The sequence below is a fragment of the Stenotrophomonas sp. 107298_Sma genome (assembly GCF_056480345.1).
In genome coordinates this window covers 4,262,295-4,277,087 of the sequence record NZ_CM151094.1, presented here as the reverse complement: position 1 = coordinate 4,277,087, position 14,793 = coordinate 4,262,295, and the positions used below count along the sequence as shown (strand labels likewise).

The window sequence follows — 14,793 nt, the reverse complement described above, 5'->3', positions numbered from 1 at the left end:
GGCTTGCAGCCCTGCACCCGCAGAGGCAACGGCAACAGCCGGAGCAACAGCAAAGGCTGGCATTCCGTGGGATGGCGGGGTGGGTCCGGTGGCAGGGGACGGCGCAAGTACGTCCCTGTAGCCTCGGTCGCGCCATCCATGGCGCTCACGCCCCTGCCACCGGACCCACCCCGCCTTCGACAGCTTCCCGCGGCTGTTGGAGCGACCTCCTGCTTTGGTAGGTGTCGACCTTGGTCGACACGGCGGACGTCATGAACGTCTGAAGCATCGGCTTTTGATTTTGATTGTTCTGATCTTTCCCGTGGTGGATCGGCGGCAGAAATGTGTCTGGGGGCCGGGCGGGTGGGGGTGGCGGGGTATCCGCGCCATGGATGGCGCGGCTAAGCCTCCAAGGACGGATTCACGGCGTCCCCGCCAGCCCCACCCGCCCGGCCCGCACCCGGGAGTCGGGGCTTCCTGCGACCAACCCACCCACCACGGAGGGGCTCCGCCGTTGGCCGACCCGGCCGAAGGCCCGCTCTGCGCGCGATACAATAAGCACCATGAACACCCCCCAGGATTCCAGCCTCGGTCGCGAGGTCAGTTACCCGTCGCAGTACGATCCCGGCCTGCTGTTTCCCATCCCCCGCAGCGGCGCCCGCGCCGAGATCGGCCTCGATGACGCCGCGCTGCCATTCGTCGGCCATGACCGCTGGCATGCCTTCGAGCTGAGCTGGCTCGACCCGCGCGGCAAGCCGCAGGTCGCCGTCGCCACCGTGCAGGTGCCGTGCACCTCGCCGCGGCTGGTCGAATCGAAGTCGTTCAAGCTGTACCTCAACTCCCTCAACAGCACCCGTATCGACAGCGCCGAGGCACTGCGCGAACGCCTGGTGACCGATCTGTCGGCCTGCGCCGGTGCGCCGGTGCAGGTGCGATTCGGCCTGCCGGAACTGCGCGAGGCGCCGCTGGGCGAGTCCATCGATGGGCTGGACGTGGAAATCGACTGCTACGGCCCGCCGCAGGCGGACTTCCTCGTGGCCGACGCGGGCGAGGTGGTGGAGGAGACCCTGGTCTCGGCACTGCTCAAGTCGAACTGCCCGGTGACAGGCCAGCCGGACTGGGCCACCGTCAGCCTGCGTTACCGTGGGCCGAAGATCGATCGCGCGGGCCTGCTGCGTTATCTGATCAGCTACCGCGAACACGCCGAGTTCCACGAGCAGTGCGTTGAGCGGATCTTCAGTGAGGTGTCCGCGCGTTGCCAGCCGCAGTGGCTGGAGGTGGAAGCCCGCTACACGCGCCGTGGTGGCCTGGACATCAACCCTTGGCGCGCCAGCCCTGGCATCGCCGCGCCGGCTGCGACCTACCGCGAACTGCGCCAGTAGCCGCCTCAGGCGGTTACGGGTAGCGCCGGCCGCTGGCCGGCAACCGCGTGGAACCCGCGTGCAGGCCAAGCCGGCCAGCGGCCGGCACTACCGGTTCAACGGCAAGCCCCACGGGTGCCTTCCGCCCCGATTGTTCAGCCGCCCCGGGGGGCGGCTTCACATCTGCACCATCCCCATTTAACAACCGTCATGGCAACGTGCGAACCACGTAGTCATGCAAACGGGAGTTGTGGATGAGTACCGAGAAGAAAGCCGATTTCTCCGGCGTCAGTGGCAGCGTCGACAGTACCGCCGAGCAGGTGCCGAAGGCAGACTTCTCTGGCGTCAGCGCTTCGGTGGACAGCACCGCAGACGTCGTCAGCGGCGGCACCTACACCGTGCAGAAGGGTGACTCGTTGTCGAAGATCGCCAAGCAGCATCTGGGCGACGCCAATGCCTGGAAGAAGATCTTCGAAGCCAATCGCGATGTGCTTGACGACCCGGACAAGATCTTCCCGGGCCAGACCCTGAAACTGCCGCCGAAGTAAACGGCGATCGAACGCCGTCCGACAATCCCTGGGAGGAACCCCGAATGATCAAGACCACCCCGCTCCAGACCGCCCTGATCGCCGCCCTGCTGGGCAGCGTTGCCCTGGTAGGTTGCAAGAAGAAAGAAGAGTCGACCGACAACAACGCCGCGCCCGCCGCAACCGCTCCGGCCGAGACGGCACCGGCGCCGATGACCGGCGCGCCGCCGCCGATGGCAGAAGCCGCTGCTGTCAGCGTCTCGGCGGTCACCGTGGGCAAGACCGCTGCCGCCGACAAGTCGGTTGCAACGGCGGCGCTGTTCGCTCCGAAGGATGACATCATCGTCTCGGTCAAGACCGATGGCGCTGCCAACAACGTCACCGTTGGCGCGAAGCTGACCTACCAGGACGGCCAGGTGGCCGGCGAACAGAACGCAACCCTGAACACCGGCGGTGCGGAAACCACCAACGTCACCTTCAAGAATGCAAAGGGCTGGCCGGCCGGCAAGTACCGCGCCGAGGTCACCGTCGATGGCAAGGCGGCCGGAACGCCGCAGGAGTTCGAGGTCAAGTAAGTCCTGCCGACTCTCTCCCGGCAGGGCTCACGATGGACGCAGCCGCGAGGCTGCGTCCTTTTTTATTGGGCGATACTCGATCGAGGGGGATCTCGGGTACGCTGAACGGAATATGGAAACGTGGGAGGGATGGGATGCTCAACTGGATTGTTCTCACGCTGGCAATGGCGTCGACGGACGGTGAAGTAGTCACCTATGTTCATACGGATGCACTTGGGAGTCCGGTGGCTATTACGGACTCAAACGGGAAGGTGGTCGAGAGATTCGCATATGAGCCTTATGGCTCTGTCGTTGGAATCGTCGCTGCAGATGGTCCTGGCTACTCAGGCCATGTGTTTGATTCCACGACAGGTCTCAATTACATGCAGCAACGATATTATTCTCCCGAAATCGGTGCTTTTCTCAGTGTAGATCCCGTCGCTGCCTATGGTGGGAAGTCTTCCCTCTTCAACAGATACCGATACGCCAATAGCAGTCCTTACAACTTTGTCGATCCGGACGGCAGAGTTCCTGTAGTCACGCGGATGAAGGACGGTTCGGTGAAAATCAGCTTCCCAACAAAGTTTTCAGGGGATGGTGCGACACCCAAGAACATAGCGACCTTCAAAGAGCAGGTGGCGTCAATGTCAGGAACCTATGATATTGGCGGGAAGGAGACGCGCGTGACGGTCGAGGTCACTGACATTGATAGAAGCACTCCGCGGGCCGCCCGTAATGAGATAAAGCTTGTCAACGGGGAAACCTCCCACCGCAGCGGACGGAGTTTCGCGGAGTTGGGCGGAAAGAAGGGCGAGATCAATGTCCTGGATAGATTTGACAAGGGTGTTGTTCCTCATGAAGTGTCACATCTTGGCGGTGTGGATGATCTTTATGACAAGACGACGGGGCTGCCCAATCCTGCACGTGGCGACGGAATCATGAATAGGGTTCCCGGTGTGGTTGACAGCCATACCATCGGTGGAATTGTGGAAGGCGATTCGGCGGTTCAAAAACGGGAGCGTTGAGATGCTTGCACGCATTTTGGTTTTCTTCGCTTTCTTGTGCCCGCTCACTTCGTGGGCCCAGGAATCTGGCCTGTGGAGCTACAGCTGCGACCACTTCCTATATGGCGCTTGTCTGCGCGTGCCAACAGGCATGTCCGTGACCTACGAGGCACCTGTTGACTTCGGCGTGCACCGCGTCAGAAGGGATGATCGGGAAGTCGCTTTGATCTACGAGGGTGATGCCCCCGAAAAGCCTGCGTCAGGAAGCACGCCGGATCTGCGCTTCACGGACGGCGGATATGTCGTGTCGGGGTATGCAAGGGCGGAAGGACGTTCCACCCGGTACGACGTCTACGTTCGACCCGGATCGTTTGGCGCCGGTTCGCTGCACATCCGAGGCTCTGCAGCGACGGCTGATGAACTCGCCAGCCTGGCCGCCGTCGTTGGGGGATTCCGCATCTGTAACTTCCAGCAAAGCAAACGCTCACAGACATTGACCTGTCCAAGGCGTGCCGAGTGGGGGCCGCGATTGTCGGAGTGGGTCATGCGTGTCTCAACGAGCGGGAAGTCGAATTAGCCATCAAGCCTCAGCTTCCAGACCGGAAGTGAGCCAACGACGAAACACAGCGGTCCAGTACCGCCGCGTATGGCGCGGCTTTGCCCCGCGCGGCTGAAAACGCGACAATGCAGGGGTTTCCCCGCCGCGCGCCCACCCTGACGGCGGCGGGGGAAGTGACACGGTTGCACGTGGCCCGGCGCTGGCGCCGGCCTTCCCCTGAGCACTGCTACAGAGTCCAAGTCCCCCATGTCCAAGATCCTCTACACGCTGACCGACGAAGCACCGTTCCTGGCCACCCAGTCGTTGCTGCCGATCGTCGACGCCTATACCTCCACTGCCGGCATCGCGGTGGAAACCCGTGACATCTCGCTGTCCGGCCGCATCCTGTCGCTGTTCCCGGAACTGCTGAGCGATGCGCAGAAGGTCAACGACGACCTGGCCGAGCTGGGCCAGCTGGCGACCACCCCGGACGCCAACATCATCAAGCTGCCGAACATCTCCGCCTCGGTGCCGCAGCTGAAGGCGGCCATCAAGGAACTGCAGGACCAGGGCTACCCGCTGCCGGATTACCCTGAAGCTCCGGCCGACGACCAGCAGCGCGACTACAAGGCGCGCTATGACAAGGTCAAGGGCAGCGCGGTGAACCCGGTGCTGCGCGAAGGCAACTCCGACCGCCGCGCACCGCTGTCGGTGAAGAACTACGCACGCAAGCACCCGCACCGCATGGGCGCCTGGGCCTCGGATTCGAAGTCGCACGTCGCGCATATGGCCGCCGGTGATTTCTACGGCAGCGAGAAGTCGGCCACCCTGGCCAACGCCGGTGCGCTGAAGATCACCTTCCACGGCAAGGACGGCAGCACCGTCGTGCTGAAGGAAAAGACCGCGGTGAAAGCGGGCGAGATCGTCGATGCCGCGGTGATGAGCCGCAAGGCGCTGGCCGCGTTCATCAGTGAGCAGATCGCCGATGCCAAGGCCCAGGGCGTGCTGTTCTCACTGCACCTGAAGGCGACCATGATGAAGGTTTCCGACCCGATCATGTTCGGCGTGGCAGTCAACGAGTTCTACAAGGACGTGCTGGCCAAGCATGCCGACGTGCTCAAGCAGGCCGGGTTCGATGCCAACAACGGCATCGGTGACCTGGCCGCGCGCCTCCCGTCGCTGCCTGAAGCCACCCGCGCTGCGATCGAAGCCGATCTGGCTGCCGAGTACGCGCAGCGTCCGGGCGTGGCCATGGTCAACTCGGACAAGGGCATCACCAACCTCCACGTGCCGAGCGACGTGATCGTCGACGCCTCGATGCCGGCGATGATCCGCGACTCCGGCAAGATGTGGAACGCCGAAGGCAAGCTGCAGGACACCAAGGCCGTCATTCCGGACCGCTGCTACGCCGGCGTGTACCAGGCCGTCATCGACGACTGCAAGGCGCACGGTGCCTTCGACCCGGCCACCATGGGTTCGGTGCCGAACGTGGGCCTGATGGCGCAGAAGGCCGAGGAATACGGCTCGCACGACAAGACCTTCCAGATCGCCGCCGACGGCGTGGTCAAGGTCACCGATGATGCCGGCACCGTGGTGTTCGAGCACGCCGTGGAAGCCGGTGACATCTGGCGCATGTGCCAGACCAAGGACGCGCCGATCCAGGACTGGGTCAAGCTGGCCGTCGAACGCGCCCGCCTGAGCAGCACCCCGGCCGTGTTCTGGCTGGATGCTGCCCGCGCCCACGACGCGCAGGTCATCGCCAAGGTCGAGCAGTACCTGAAGAACCACGACACCGCCGGCCTGGACATCCGCATCCTGCCGCCGGTGGAAGCCACCGCGTTCTCGCTGGACCGCATCCGCAAGGGTGAGGACACCATCTCGGTGACCGGCAACGTGCTGCGCGACTACCTGACCGACCTGTTCCCGATCATGGAGCTGGGTACCAGCGCCAAGATGCTGTCGATCGTGCCGCTGATGGCCGGTGGCGGACTGTTCGAGACCGGCGCCGGTGGTTCGGCCCCGAAGCACGTGCAGCAGTTCGTTGAAGAGGACTACCTGCGCTGGGATTCGCTGGGTGAGTTCCTGGCCCTGGCCGCGTCGCTGGAACACCTCGGCAACCGCTACGACAACGCCGCTGCCCGCGTGCTGGCCAAGGCGCTGGACGAAGCCAATGGCCAGTTCCTGGACAACGACAAGTCGCCGTCGCGCAAGCTGGGTGGCATCGACAACCGCGGCAGCCACTTCTACATCGCGCTGTACTGGGCGCAGGCCCTGGCCGCGCAGACCGAAGACGCTGCACTGCAGGCCCGCTTCGCACCGCTGGCCAAGGCGCTGACCGACAACGAGCAGAAGATCGTCGAAGAGCTGATCGCCGTGCAGGGCAAGGCCGTGGACATCGGCGGCTACTACCGTCCGGACGTGGCCAAGGCCAGCAAGGCGATGCGCCCGAGCGCGACCTTCAACGCCGCGCTGGAGCAGCTGCGCGGCTGATCCATCGCCGCTCGGTCGTGATACCGGAACCCGCGCTTCGGCGCGGGTTTCTTTTTTGCAGGCCGCGGGGGTCAGAGCCCTTCTGCATGGCAAAAGGGCTCTGACCCCTTCCTGCCCGGGGTCGGCTCCCTCTGCACCGCAGAGGGCTCTGACCCCAGCCGAAAAGCGCGACATCCGTCGGCTGTCGGAATGCCGTCAAAGGGGCATGAAACTTGCCCGCGATGGCCGTCGCAGAACCGATAAGAGTGAATCTGCAACCGCCCTCGATCTGAGCAGTCGATCACGACGGCTGCCGCTGGCGATGGCCTAGCCTTGGCGACGCGAGGCCACCGGGGAGGTGGCCGCACGGGGAACACGGATGGCACGCGTGCTGGTGGTGGGAACCGACATCCAGGGCGAGCAGGCCCTGCTGCAGCGGCTGCGCGTGGCATCGGCCCTGCCGGACGACCAGATCCGCCGCAGCCAGGACCTGGATGATTGCGACCTGCTGGTCATCCGCGATACCCCGGCGCTGCGCAACGCGGCCCTGCGCATGCGTCAGCAGCGTCCGCGACTGCAGTGCTGGATCGAGGACCTGGGGGGCCAGCTGCGTGACGGTGATGGCCACCAGGACGTACTTGATGACAGTGCCATCGGCCGTGCATTGCGCGGCATGCAGTTGGCAGTGGAGCCCCTGGCCATGCACGCACTCGCACCGATCCGCCTGGCTGATGGTGCGCATGCCATCACCCGTCTGCTGCGCGAGCGGCTGCCGCTGCGGCAGGGCCAGGCACTGCTGAGTGATGCGGGCGAGCCGTTGCTGTTGATGGATCTGGAGCACGACCAGGCGGTGCTGCTGCAGGAGCCAGCGGCCGCCCTTGTGGAACGCCTGGCCGATGCCTTCGAACGCCTGCAGCTGGATGCGTTGACGCCGGCGCGCCTGCAGGCGCTGGCCGGTGAGCGGCCGCGCCAACCGCTGCGGCCGCTGTTGTGGCAATGGGCGCAGCGCAGCCGCCATTGGCAGGCGCTGGATGAACGCCTGCGCAGCGCGTCGGTGAAACTGCTGCGCTGGCCGGACTTCCGCGTGCTGGGGCACGACCACGATGGCTTCCGCCTGTGCTCGCTGTTGCTCAAGCGGGCCTGCACGGTGGACGAGTGCGCGATGCTGCTCGAGCTGCCGGCCGCAGCGGTGCGCGATTTCATCCATGCCGCCTACCTGTGCGGCTATGCACAGTTGCAGGTGGCGTCGGGCGCACCGATAGCGTCGTCGAGGCACGGCGCCGGTACCGACAACGGCCTGCTCGCCCGCTTGTGGCGGCACCTGCGCGGGAGCGAGCGCAATGCGTGAGCACAAGGTGGTGGTGCTGGGCGGGATGGGCAGCGGCAAGTCGACCCTGGTGCGCAGCATCGCCGCCGGCGCGGTGATCGACACTGACGTTGCCAACAGTGACCGTGCGGGTGCGGACAAGGCGTCGACCACCGTAGCGCTGGACTACGCCGATATCCACCTGCCCAACGGTGAGCGCCTGCGCCTGTACGGAACACCCGGCCAGCAGCGTTTCGATTTCCTGTGGCCGATCCTGTTGCAGGGCGCACGTGGCGCGGTGCTGCTGCTGGATGCGCGTCGCGCCGGCCTGGCCAGCGAGCTGGAAGACTATCTTCAGGTGCTGCGCCCGTTCGCATCATCCTTGGCACTGGCGGTGGCGGTCACCCACCTGGACCAGGCGCCACAGGCCGCGCTGGATGACTGGGCCGCCCGTGCCTACCTCGATGACCAGCCGCTGCCGCTGCTGGCGGTGGATGCCCGTGACCGCGAACAGGGACTGCTGCTGATGGATGTATTGATGAGCGAAATGGAAGCGCACGCACTGGTGGCTGCGCATGGCTGACGGGCAGATGGCGGTACTGCCCGATGCCGGCCAGCGTGAGCGCCTGCAGCCTCTGCTGCAGGACCTGCAGCAGCGCGTGGAAGGCGTGCGCACGGTCGTGCTGGCCAGTGTCGATGGCTTCGCCCTGGTCAGCGCCGGGGCCGAGGGGCGCGGCGAACGGCTGGCGGCGATGACCAGCGCGATGCTGGCGCTGGCCGCGGCGGTCGGGCGCGAACTGGTGCTGGGTGATCTGCAGACGCTGATGCTGGAAGCGGCGGGCGGCAAGGTACTGATGCTGGCTATCCATGCCGAGGAGCGCGCGCCGTTGCTGCTGATGGCGGCCTGCGACCAGCGCAGCGTGATCGGCCAGGTGCTGTGGCAGAGCAGGGAATGTGGCCAGGCGATCCTGGCCGAACTCGGCGGATCGTGAGCCCGGCCGCAGGGGAACGAGGGGCTCGAACCAACATCGACAAGGGGTGCGACGTGGCTGGATTGAATGAATCGTTGAACGCACTGATGGGCATCGACGGCGCGCAGGCAGTAGCGTTGGTCGACTACGAGAGCGGCATGCTGCTGGGCGAGGCCGGTGCCGGCATGGACATGGAAGTGGCCGCCGCCGGCAACACCGAAGTGATCCGCGCCAAGATGAAGACCGCCGCGTCGCTGAACCTAAACGACAGCATCGAGGACATCCTGATCTCGCTGGGCAAGGCGTACCACATCATGCGCCCGGTGGCGAAGAAGCAGGGCCTGTTCTTCTACATCGTGCTGGACCGTACCAAGTCCAACCTGGCACTGGCCCGGCGCAAGGTGCAGGACGTGGAGGCCGAACTGGCGATCTGAGCCGGTAGTGCCGGCCGCTGGACGGCATCTGCATCGATCCATCGACGATCCAGGTGCTGCCGGCCAGCGGCCGGCACTACCTTCGCGCTCGACGGCATCGCACACGCCAGCGTATGGTGGAGACGGTCCTCCACGGGTACGTCGTGCATGTCCGAGCCTGTCATCGCAACCATACTGGCGCCGCGCATCGCCGGCGCCATCCGCGATGGTTTCGAGGATTACCATGCCCGTTTCGCGGCGATCACCGTTCGCGCCCGCCTGCGCTTCGAGCAGCGCGACTGGGCTGGTGCCCGCCAGGATGCGGTCGAGCGCATTGCCCTGTACGACCTGTGCATCGCCGAACAGATGGACGCGCTGCGTCGCCTGGCCGGAGAGGTGATCGGCGAGCGCGCGCTGTGGCTGCAGGTGCACGCGGAGTACAGCGCGCTGCTGCAGGGGCTGATCGACGCCGAGCTGTACAAGACCTTCTACAACACGTTGTCGCGGCGGCTGTTCGCCACTCGTGGCGTGGATCCGGCGCTGGAGTTCATTGCTTTTGATGTCGAACCGTCCGATGCGATCACCCATCCGGTTGCCCGGCATACCTATGCGGTCTCGCCGACGCGACCGGTGGAGGCGCTGCAGCGGGTGCTGGCCGATTACCGCTTCGATATTCCCTATGCCCACCAGCTGCGCTGTGCGGCGGCGATTGCCGTACGTCTGCAGGACGATCTCGCGCATTGGGGCGACACGCCGGTGCGCAGCATCGAGCTGCTGGATACCGTGTTCTACCGCGAGCGCCGTGCCTATCTGGTCGGCCGGGTATTCGGCGAGCATCGCTTCTCGCCGTGCGTGATCGCGCTGGTCAATGACGAGCGTGGCCTGCGTGCCGATGCGGTACTGACCCGGCGCCGCGATGTCGCCCACCTGTTCGGCGTTTCGCGCAGCTATTTCCAGGCCGATCTGGCCACGGTGGGTGATGCCGTGGTGTTCCTGCGCAGCCTGCTGCCGGGCAAGCCGATCGACGAGATCTATACCGTGCTGGGCCGGGCCAAGCAGGGCAAGACCGAGCGCTACCGCACCTTCTTCCGCCACTTCAACGAGCATCCGCAGGAACGGCTGGTGCATGCCGAAGGCACGCCGGGCATGGTCATGGCGGTATTCACTCTGCCCAGCTACCCGCTGGTGTTCAAGCTGATCCGCGACCGCTTCGCCTGGCCCAAGGCGATGTCGCGGCAGCAGGTGGAAGAAAAATATGCGCTGGTATTCAACCTGGATCGTGTCGGCCGCCTGCTTGATGCGCAGCCGTATCGCCACCTGCGGTTCCCACGTGACCGCTTCGCTCCGGCATTGCTGGAGGAACTGCTGCAACAGTGCGCGCAGAGCGTGCGACTGGATGGCGACGAGGTCGAGATCAACCTGTGCTACGTGCAGCGCCGCTTCCGCCCGTTGAACCTCTACCTGCGTGAGCAGGGCGCGGAGGCGGTGCGCGCGGCGGTGCTCGACTACGCGCAGGCAATCACCGACATGGCGCGCAACAACATCTTCCCCGGCGACATGCTGCCGAAGAACTTCGGCGTCTCGCGGCATGGCCGTGCGGTGTTCTACGACTACGACGAGCTCTGCCTGGTCAGTGACTGCGTGTTCCGTGCCTGGCCGCAGCCGCGCACGCCGGAGGAGGCCATGGCCGACGAGCCCTGGTTCCATGTGGGGCCGCGCGATGTGTTTCCCGAGCGTTTCGGCCCGTTCATGGGCCTGCCGGGCGGAGAGCTGGCAGCGGTGCGCGAGCACTACCGGCACCTGTTCGACCCGGGCTGGTGGCAGGGCCTGCAGGAACGCTTCGCCCACGGTGACTATCCGGATACGCCGCCCTATGCGGGCGCACACCGGCTGGCGTGATTGCCATTGTCATTGCCAGCTGCAGCGCCGCCTGCGGTAGGCTTGGCACTCCAAGCACAAGGAGTGAGTGTAATGCGGTCTTCCCTTTTCCTGGCCCTGACGCTGGCCCTGGGCAGTGGTGTCGCCTGCATCGGCGTGGCCGACGCACAGACCGCGCGTGAAGTACGCAAGCAGCTCGAGGCCAGCATGACGCTCAGCGGTATCATCAATATCGGCCGCGAAGGCCAGGTGGAAGGCTTCCAGCTGGATCGCCGTGAGAAGGTTGCCGCCGACGTGGCGGCAATGGTTGACGGCACGGTCAAGGGCTGGCGCTTCGAGCCAGTGCTGGTCGATGGCAAGCCTGTGCTCGCGCGCACCGCTGTCCGCTTGCGCCTGTTGGCCGAGACCCTGACCGGCAATACCATGCAGATCCGGGTGGTCGATGCCAACTTCGGCAGCATCGACAATGAACAGACGCGGCCCAGCGACGACGTAAGTGCGGCGAAAATGCGCCCGCCGGCGTACCCGGAACGGGCGGCTTCAATCCGTGGCCAGGGCGACGTGATACTGCTGGTCAAGGTGGGACGCGATGGCAAGGTCGCCGATGTGATCGCCGAACAGACCAACCTGGCGGTGGTCGCTCCCGAGCGCACCATGCAGATGCTGCGCGATGTGCTGGCAAAGTCCAGCGTGGCGACGGCCCGGGGCTGGACATTCAATCCGCCGACCACCGGTGAGTACAGGGATCGTGAGTTCTGGACCGTGCGGGTGCCGGTCCGCTATGCCTTCGACCGGAAGGAAGAGCGGTATGGCCGATGGTCGGCCTACATTCCGGGGCCGCGCCAACAGGCGCCATGGAAGACAGGCGAAGACGAGAAGGCGTCCGGTACCGATCTACTGCCCGAAGGTGGCGTCTACATGGTCGGCCGCAACGACGGCCCGCGGCTGCTGACGCCGCTGGGGTGAGGGCGCGTGGAGGCGGTGCCGGACGTATCCGGTGCCGCCTCAGTCCGCGTACGGGTACACCACCACCCGGTTGCGGCCCTGTTCCTTGGCCAGGTACAGCGCCTTGTCGGCCAGCCGCAGCGCCTGTTCGGCGTCGACATGGAAGCTCGGGAAATGCGCCACGCCCAGCGACACGGTGATGGTGCCGACCGGCTCGAACGGATGATCGGCAATATGCTGGCGCAGGCGCTCGCCGGCCTGCCGCGCCGATTCGGTGCCGATGCCCGGCAGCAACAGCAGGAACTCTTCGCCACCGGCGCGGCAGAGGATGTCGCTGTCGCGCGAGTAGCGGCGCATCTGGTCGGCGATGTGGACGATGGCGGCGTCGCCGACGTCATGGCCGTGGCTGTCGTTGATCGATTTGAAACGATCGATGTCCAGCGCCAGGATCGCGAACGGGATGCGCTGCACCTGCAGCGCATCCAGCGCCTGCTGGAGGCCGCGGCGGTTGAGCAGGCCGGTCAGTGGATCGGTGCGGCTGGCGCGGTTGAGCGTGCCGATCCGGTCCTGCAGCGCGTTGAAGCTGTGCAGTACCGCCTGCTTGAGCTGGGCGACCTCGAAATACCAGGCACGAATGCCGCTGACGTGGTTGATCGCATTGCCGGTGTCCTCACCGCCCTGCACGTTGCGCGCCAACTGCCATAGCGGCAGCGAGATGCGGCGCGCAAACCACCAGGTGATCAGCAGCGACAGCAGGCCCAGCGGGATCGCGTTCCAGATCACTGCGGTCATCAACCGCGACAGCGGCTGCAGGGTGGATTCGGTCGGGCGCTGGGCGATGATGCCCCAGCCGGTGGCCGGCACCGGTGCATAGCCGGCCAGCATCGACACCCCGCGGTTGTTGCGCACCTGCTGTGCACCGCGTTCGCCGCGAATCACCGCCTTCACCGCCGGGTTGCCGACCACATAGTCACCCACCCGCTTGCCATCGGCGTGGTACAGCAGGCGGCCGTGGCGGTCGACCACGTACAGGTAGGAACCGTCGCGGTAGTAGTGCTTGCCCAGCAGCGTATGCAGCGCGCTGCGCTGGCGCAGGTACAGGGTGCCACTGACATAACCGCGATAGTGGCCCTGGCGGTCGAAGATCGGGTGCGACAGCGAGACCAGCAGCTTGCCGGTGGCCGACTGGTACGGGTCGCTGATCATCGGCTGGCGCGCCGCCAATGCGGCGTTGTTGCCGACGCTGTGCAGGATTTCACCCTGCAGCTGCAGGGTCTGTGGAGAGGTGGCGATCACCAGGCCGTCGGCATCCACCACCAGCGATGAGTTGAAGCTGTTGGTCTGCAGCTGCAGGCGGCTGGCTTCGTCCTGCGCCTGTACCCGATCGAGGTCGCTCTGGCCGAGCCGGGTGGCGGCGTAGGCCAGCTCCTGCTGTGCGGCCAGCAGGAAGTTCTGGGTGGTCTCGGCCAGCTTGGTGGCATAGACACGGTTCGCTTCCAGGGTGTTGCCGACCAGCTGGTCGCGCTGCACCCGGTAGCTGGCCAGCAGGGTGTTGGCCAAGGCAATGATGGCACTGAGCAGGGCCAGGGCAAGGATCAGCTTGCCCAGGTTGAGGCGGGGCGAAATCAGGCGCATGCGGGGCAAACGGAGGCGGAGGGCGCTCAGCGCGGGCAGGTGCCGGCGGAGGCGGGGCTGCATTATCGCCACAAACGGGGCCGCCGCGGGTGAAGTGCGCGCCCCGCGCAGGGCTCACCGTTGCAGGCGTTGGCGCAGGATGTTCCTGATCTGCCCGGCACGCTCTTCGCTCAGTGGCGCAAGTACGCCGCGTGCCTGCGTAGGGATATGTGCGCTGGTCGACATATTGGCGTCGAACACATAGTGATCGAACATCACACGCCACTGCGCGCGCTGCGCTTCGGGCAGATCGCGCAACGCCAGGATCGCCAGCATCAGTGCGTTCATTGGTGAGTCCATCCATGACGGCACCGGGCGCCACCAGCTGTTGATCAGCACGTTGAAGGCATCCAGCCCTTCCATGTGGTGCCACCAGAGTGAAGGAATGAAGACGGCGTCGCCTGGCTCCAGTTCCGCCACCTGCGCCTGTGCCTGGCCGAAGCGTGGGAAGCGCTCGAAATCCGGTGCGTGGAAGTCAACCAGGCTGATGGCCTGGCCTGCCGGGGTGAGATCCAGAGGGCCGATGTAGAGATTGCGCACCTGGTCGGGAGCGAACAGGGTGACCCGGCGACGTCCTGCGGCCACGCAGGCCAGGTTGTCCGGCACATCCTGGTGGGCGGCGATGCGCGAGCGGTTGCCTATCCAGATGCTGGTCAGCGGGTCAGCCACGCCCAGCTGCAGCGGATTGGCCTCGGCCAGGCCAGGCAGGAAGCTGTCCAGGGTGGTCGATGCCACGTAGATCGACGGTGGAGACGGTTCGTGGGCGTACTTCAGCAGCGTGGCCAGCACCACTTTCAGCGGCACCTGCTCGCGGCGGAAGTTGAAGCCGCTCATGTCCTCGTTGTAGAACAGCCGCCCACCCGCTCCCGGCGCGGCCGTGGTGGCGGTCACCGGCATCTGCCCGTGATCGAACAGGGCAAGGTGGGCCACCGCCTCGGCGGCGGACCGGCGCGCGGCGGCCACCAGTGGCCAGTGTGCCACCAGCCCACGGATCACCTTGGGTGTGGTCCAGGTGGGCAGCTGCTCGTGCAGCTGCGCCGGGCCCAGGTCATGCACTTCATCGATGGGGCGGGGTTGGGCCAGCATGCGCGCAAATCCGGAGCGGTGTGTAGAGCCGAGCGTACGCTCGGCTCCGTCGGGATGCACGGCCCCGTCCCGGCCCGGCAGGGCCGAG

General features: G+C 65.7%; 13 protein-coding genes. 11 read left to right on the top strand and 2 right to left on the bottom strand.

Translation table 11 applies throughout. From position 1 onward, the window contains the following. Positions 1-542: 542 nt before the first annotated feature. From queF to ACZK2G_RS19740, 11 genes are all read left to right on the top strand, one after another. A complete protein-coding gene (gene queF / locus ACZK2G_RS19790; RefSeq protein ID WP_136639424.1) occupies positions 543-1,361 on the top strand; it encodes an NADPH-dependent 7-cyano-7-deazaguanine reductase QueF in 819 nt (272 codons plus the stop codon). A gap of 233 nt (positions 1,362-1,594) precedes the next feature. Further along, the gene (locus ACZK2G_RS19785; RefSeq protein ID WP_005419771.1) at positions 1,595-1,888 is read left to right on the top strand and encodes a LysM peptidoglycan-binding domain-containing protein; all 294 of its coding nucleotides are present in this window, start codon (positions 1,595-1,597) and stop codon (positions 1,886-1,888) included. 44 nt (positions 1,889-1,932) lie between these two features. Further along, entirely contained in the window at positions 1,933-2,442 is a 510-nt protein-coding gene (locus ACZK2G_RS19780; protein WP_046986070.1) for a hypothetical protein, read from the top strand. 134 nt (positions 2,443-2,576) lie between these two features. After that, the gene (locus ACZK2G_RS19775) at positions 2,577-3,446 is read left to right on the top strand and encodes an RHS repeat-associated core domain-containing protein (protein WP_189720140.1); all 870 of its coding nucleotides are present in this window, start codon (positions 2,577-2,579) and stop codon (positions 3,444-3,446) included. A gap of 784 nt (positions 3,447-4,230) precedes the next feature. Continuing rightward, complete coding sequence (locus tag ACZK2G_RS19770) at positions 4,231-6,453, top strand: NADP-dependent isocitrate dehydrogenase (protein ID WP_046986069.1); 2,223 nt, start codon at positions 4,231-4,233, stop codon at positions 6,451-6,453. Between the two features lie 358 nt (positions 6,454-6,811). Beyond that, on the top strand, positions 6,812-7,780 hold the full coding sequence (locus ACZK2G_RS19765; RefSeq protein ID WP_337302276.1) for a hypothetical protein: 969 nt from the start codon (positions 6,812-6,814) through the stop codon (positions 7,778-7,780). Further along, positions 7,773-8,321 (top strand): GTP-binding protein, encoded by a 549-nt coding sequence (locus tag ACZK2G_RS19760; RefSeq protein WP_046986067.1) that lies wholly within the window; start codon positions 7,773-7,775, stop codon positions 8,319-8,321. The genes ACZK2G_RS19765 and ACZK2G_RS19760 overlap by 8 nt, the downstream gene beginning before the upstream one ends. After that, positions 8,314-8,730: a roadblock/LC7 domain-containing protein gene (locus ACZK2G_RS19755; protein ID WP_478474176.1), complete on the top strand. Its 417-nt coding sequence runs from the start codon at positions 8,314-8,316 to the stop codon at positions 8,728-8,730. The genes ACZK2G_RS19760 and ACZK2G_RS19755 overlap by 8 nt, the downstream gene beginning before the upstream one ends. Before the next feature lie 53 nt (positions 8,731-8,783). After that, positions 8,784-9,143: a hypothetical protein gene (locus tag ACZK2G_RS19750; RefSeq protein ID WP_012512293.1), complete on the top strand. Its 360-nt coding sequence runs from the start codon at positions 8,784-8,786 to the stop codon at positions 9,141-9,143. A gap of 147 nt (positions 9,144-9,290) precedes the next feature. Further along, complete coding sequence (gene aceK / locus ACZK2G_RS19745; RefSeq protein ID WP_426354995.1) at positions 9,291-11,021, top strand: bifunctional isocitrate dehydrogenase kinase/phosphatase; 1,731 nt, start codon at positions 9,291-9,293, stop codon at positions 11,019-11,021. Positions 11,022-11,093: 72 nt separating this feature from the next. Further along, complete coding sequence (locus ACZK2G_RS19740) at positions 11,094-11,966, top strand: energy transducer TonB (protein WP_046986064.1); 873 nt, start codon at positions 11,094-11,096, stop codon at positions 11,964-11,966. Between the two features lie 39 nt (positions 11,967-12,005). On the opposite strand, the gene ACZK2G_RS19735 is transcribed toward ACZK2G_RS19740, so the two are convergent. After that, positions 12,006-13,580 carry a sensor domain-containing diguanylate cyclase gene (locus tag ACZK2G_RS19735; RefSeq protein ID WP_046986063.1) on the bottom strand — a complete coding sequence of 525 codons (1,575 nt, stop codon included), beginning with the start codon at positions 13,578-13,580 and terminating at the stop codon, positions 12,006-12,008. A 114-nt stretch (positions 13,581-13,694) separates the two neighbouring features. After that, positions 13,695-14,705 carry a cupin-like domain-containing protein gene (locus tag ACZK2G_RS19730; protein ID WP_046986062.1) on the bottom strand — a complete coding sequence of 337 codons (1,011 nt, stop codon included), beginning with the start codon at positions 14,703-14,705 and terminating at the stop codon, positions 13,695-13,697. Between the last annotated feature and the right edge of the window lie 88 nt (positions 14,706-14,793).

What these genes read in the sequence shown, in the direction of transcription:
- queF (WP_136639424.1), top strand. Translation starts at nt 543, where the DNA reads ATGAACACCCCCCAGGATTCCAGCCTCGGTCGCGAGGTCAGTTACCCG.
- ACZK2G_RS19785 (WP_005419771.1), top strand. Translation starts at nt 1,595, where the DNA reads ATGAGTACCGAGAAGAAAGCCGATTTCTCCGGCGTCAGTGGCAGCGTC.
- ACZK2G_RS19780 (WP_046986070.1), top strand. Translation starts at nt 1,933, where the DNA reads ATGATCAAGACCACCCCGCTCCAGACCGCCCTGATCGCCGCCCTGCTG.
- ACZK2G_RS19775 (WP_189720140.1), top strand. Translation starts at nt 2,577, where the DNA reads ATGCTCAACTGGATTGTTCTCACGCTGGCAATGGCGTCGACGGACGGT.
- ACZK2G_RS19770 (WP_046986069.1), top strand. Translation starts at nt 4,231, where the DNA reads ATGTCCAAGATCCTCTACACGCTGACCGACGAAGCACCGTTCCTGGCC.
- ACZK2G_RS19765 (WP_337302276.1), top strand. Translation starts at nt 6,812, where the DNA reads ATGGCACGCGTGCTGGTGGTGGGAACCGACATCCAGGGCGAGCAGGCC.
- ACZK2G_RS19760 (WP_046986067.1), top strand. Translation starts at nt 7,773, where the DNA reads ATGCGTGAGCACAAGGTGGTGGTGCTGGGCGGGATGGGCAGCGGCAAG.
- ACZK2G_RS19755 (WP_478474176.1), top strand. Translation starts at nt 8,314, where the DNA reads ATGGCTGACGGGCAGATGGCGGTACTGCCCGATGCCGGCCAGCGTGAG.
- aceK (WP_426354995.1), top strand. Translation starts at nt 9,291, where the DNA reads ATGTCCGAGCCTGTCATCGCAACCATACTGGCGCCGCGCATCGCCGGC.
- ACZK2G_RS19740 (WP_046986064.1), top strand. Translation starts at nt 11,094, where the DNA reads ATGCGGTCTTCCCTTTTCCTGGCCCTGACGCTGGCCCTGGGCAGTGGT.
- ACZK2G_RS19735 (WP_046986063.1), bottom strand. Translation starts at nt 13,580, where the DNA reads ATGCGCCTGATTTCGCCCCGCCTCAACCTGGGCAAGCTGATCCTTGCC.
- ACZK2G_RS19730 (WP_046986062.1), bottom strand. Translation starts at nt 14,705, where the DNA reads ATGCTGGCCCAACCCCGCCCCATCGATGAAGTGCATGACCTGGGCCCG.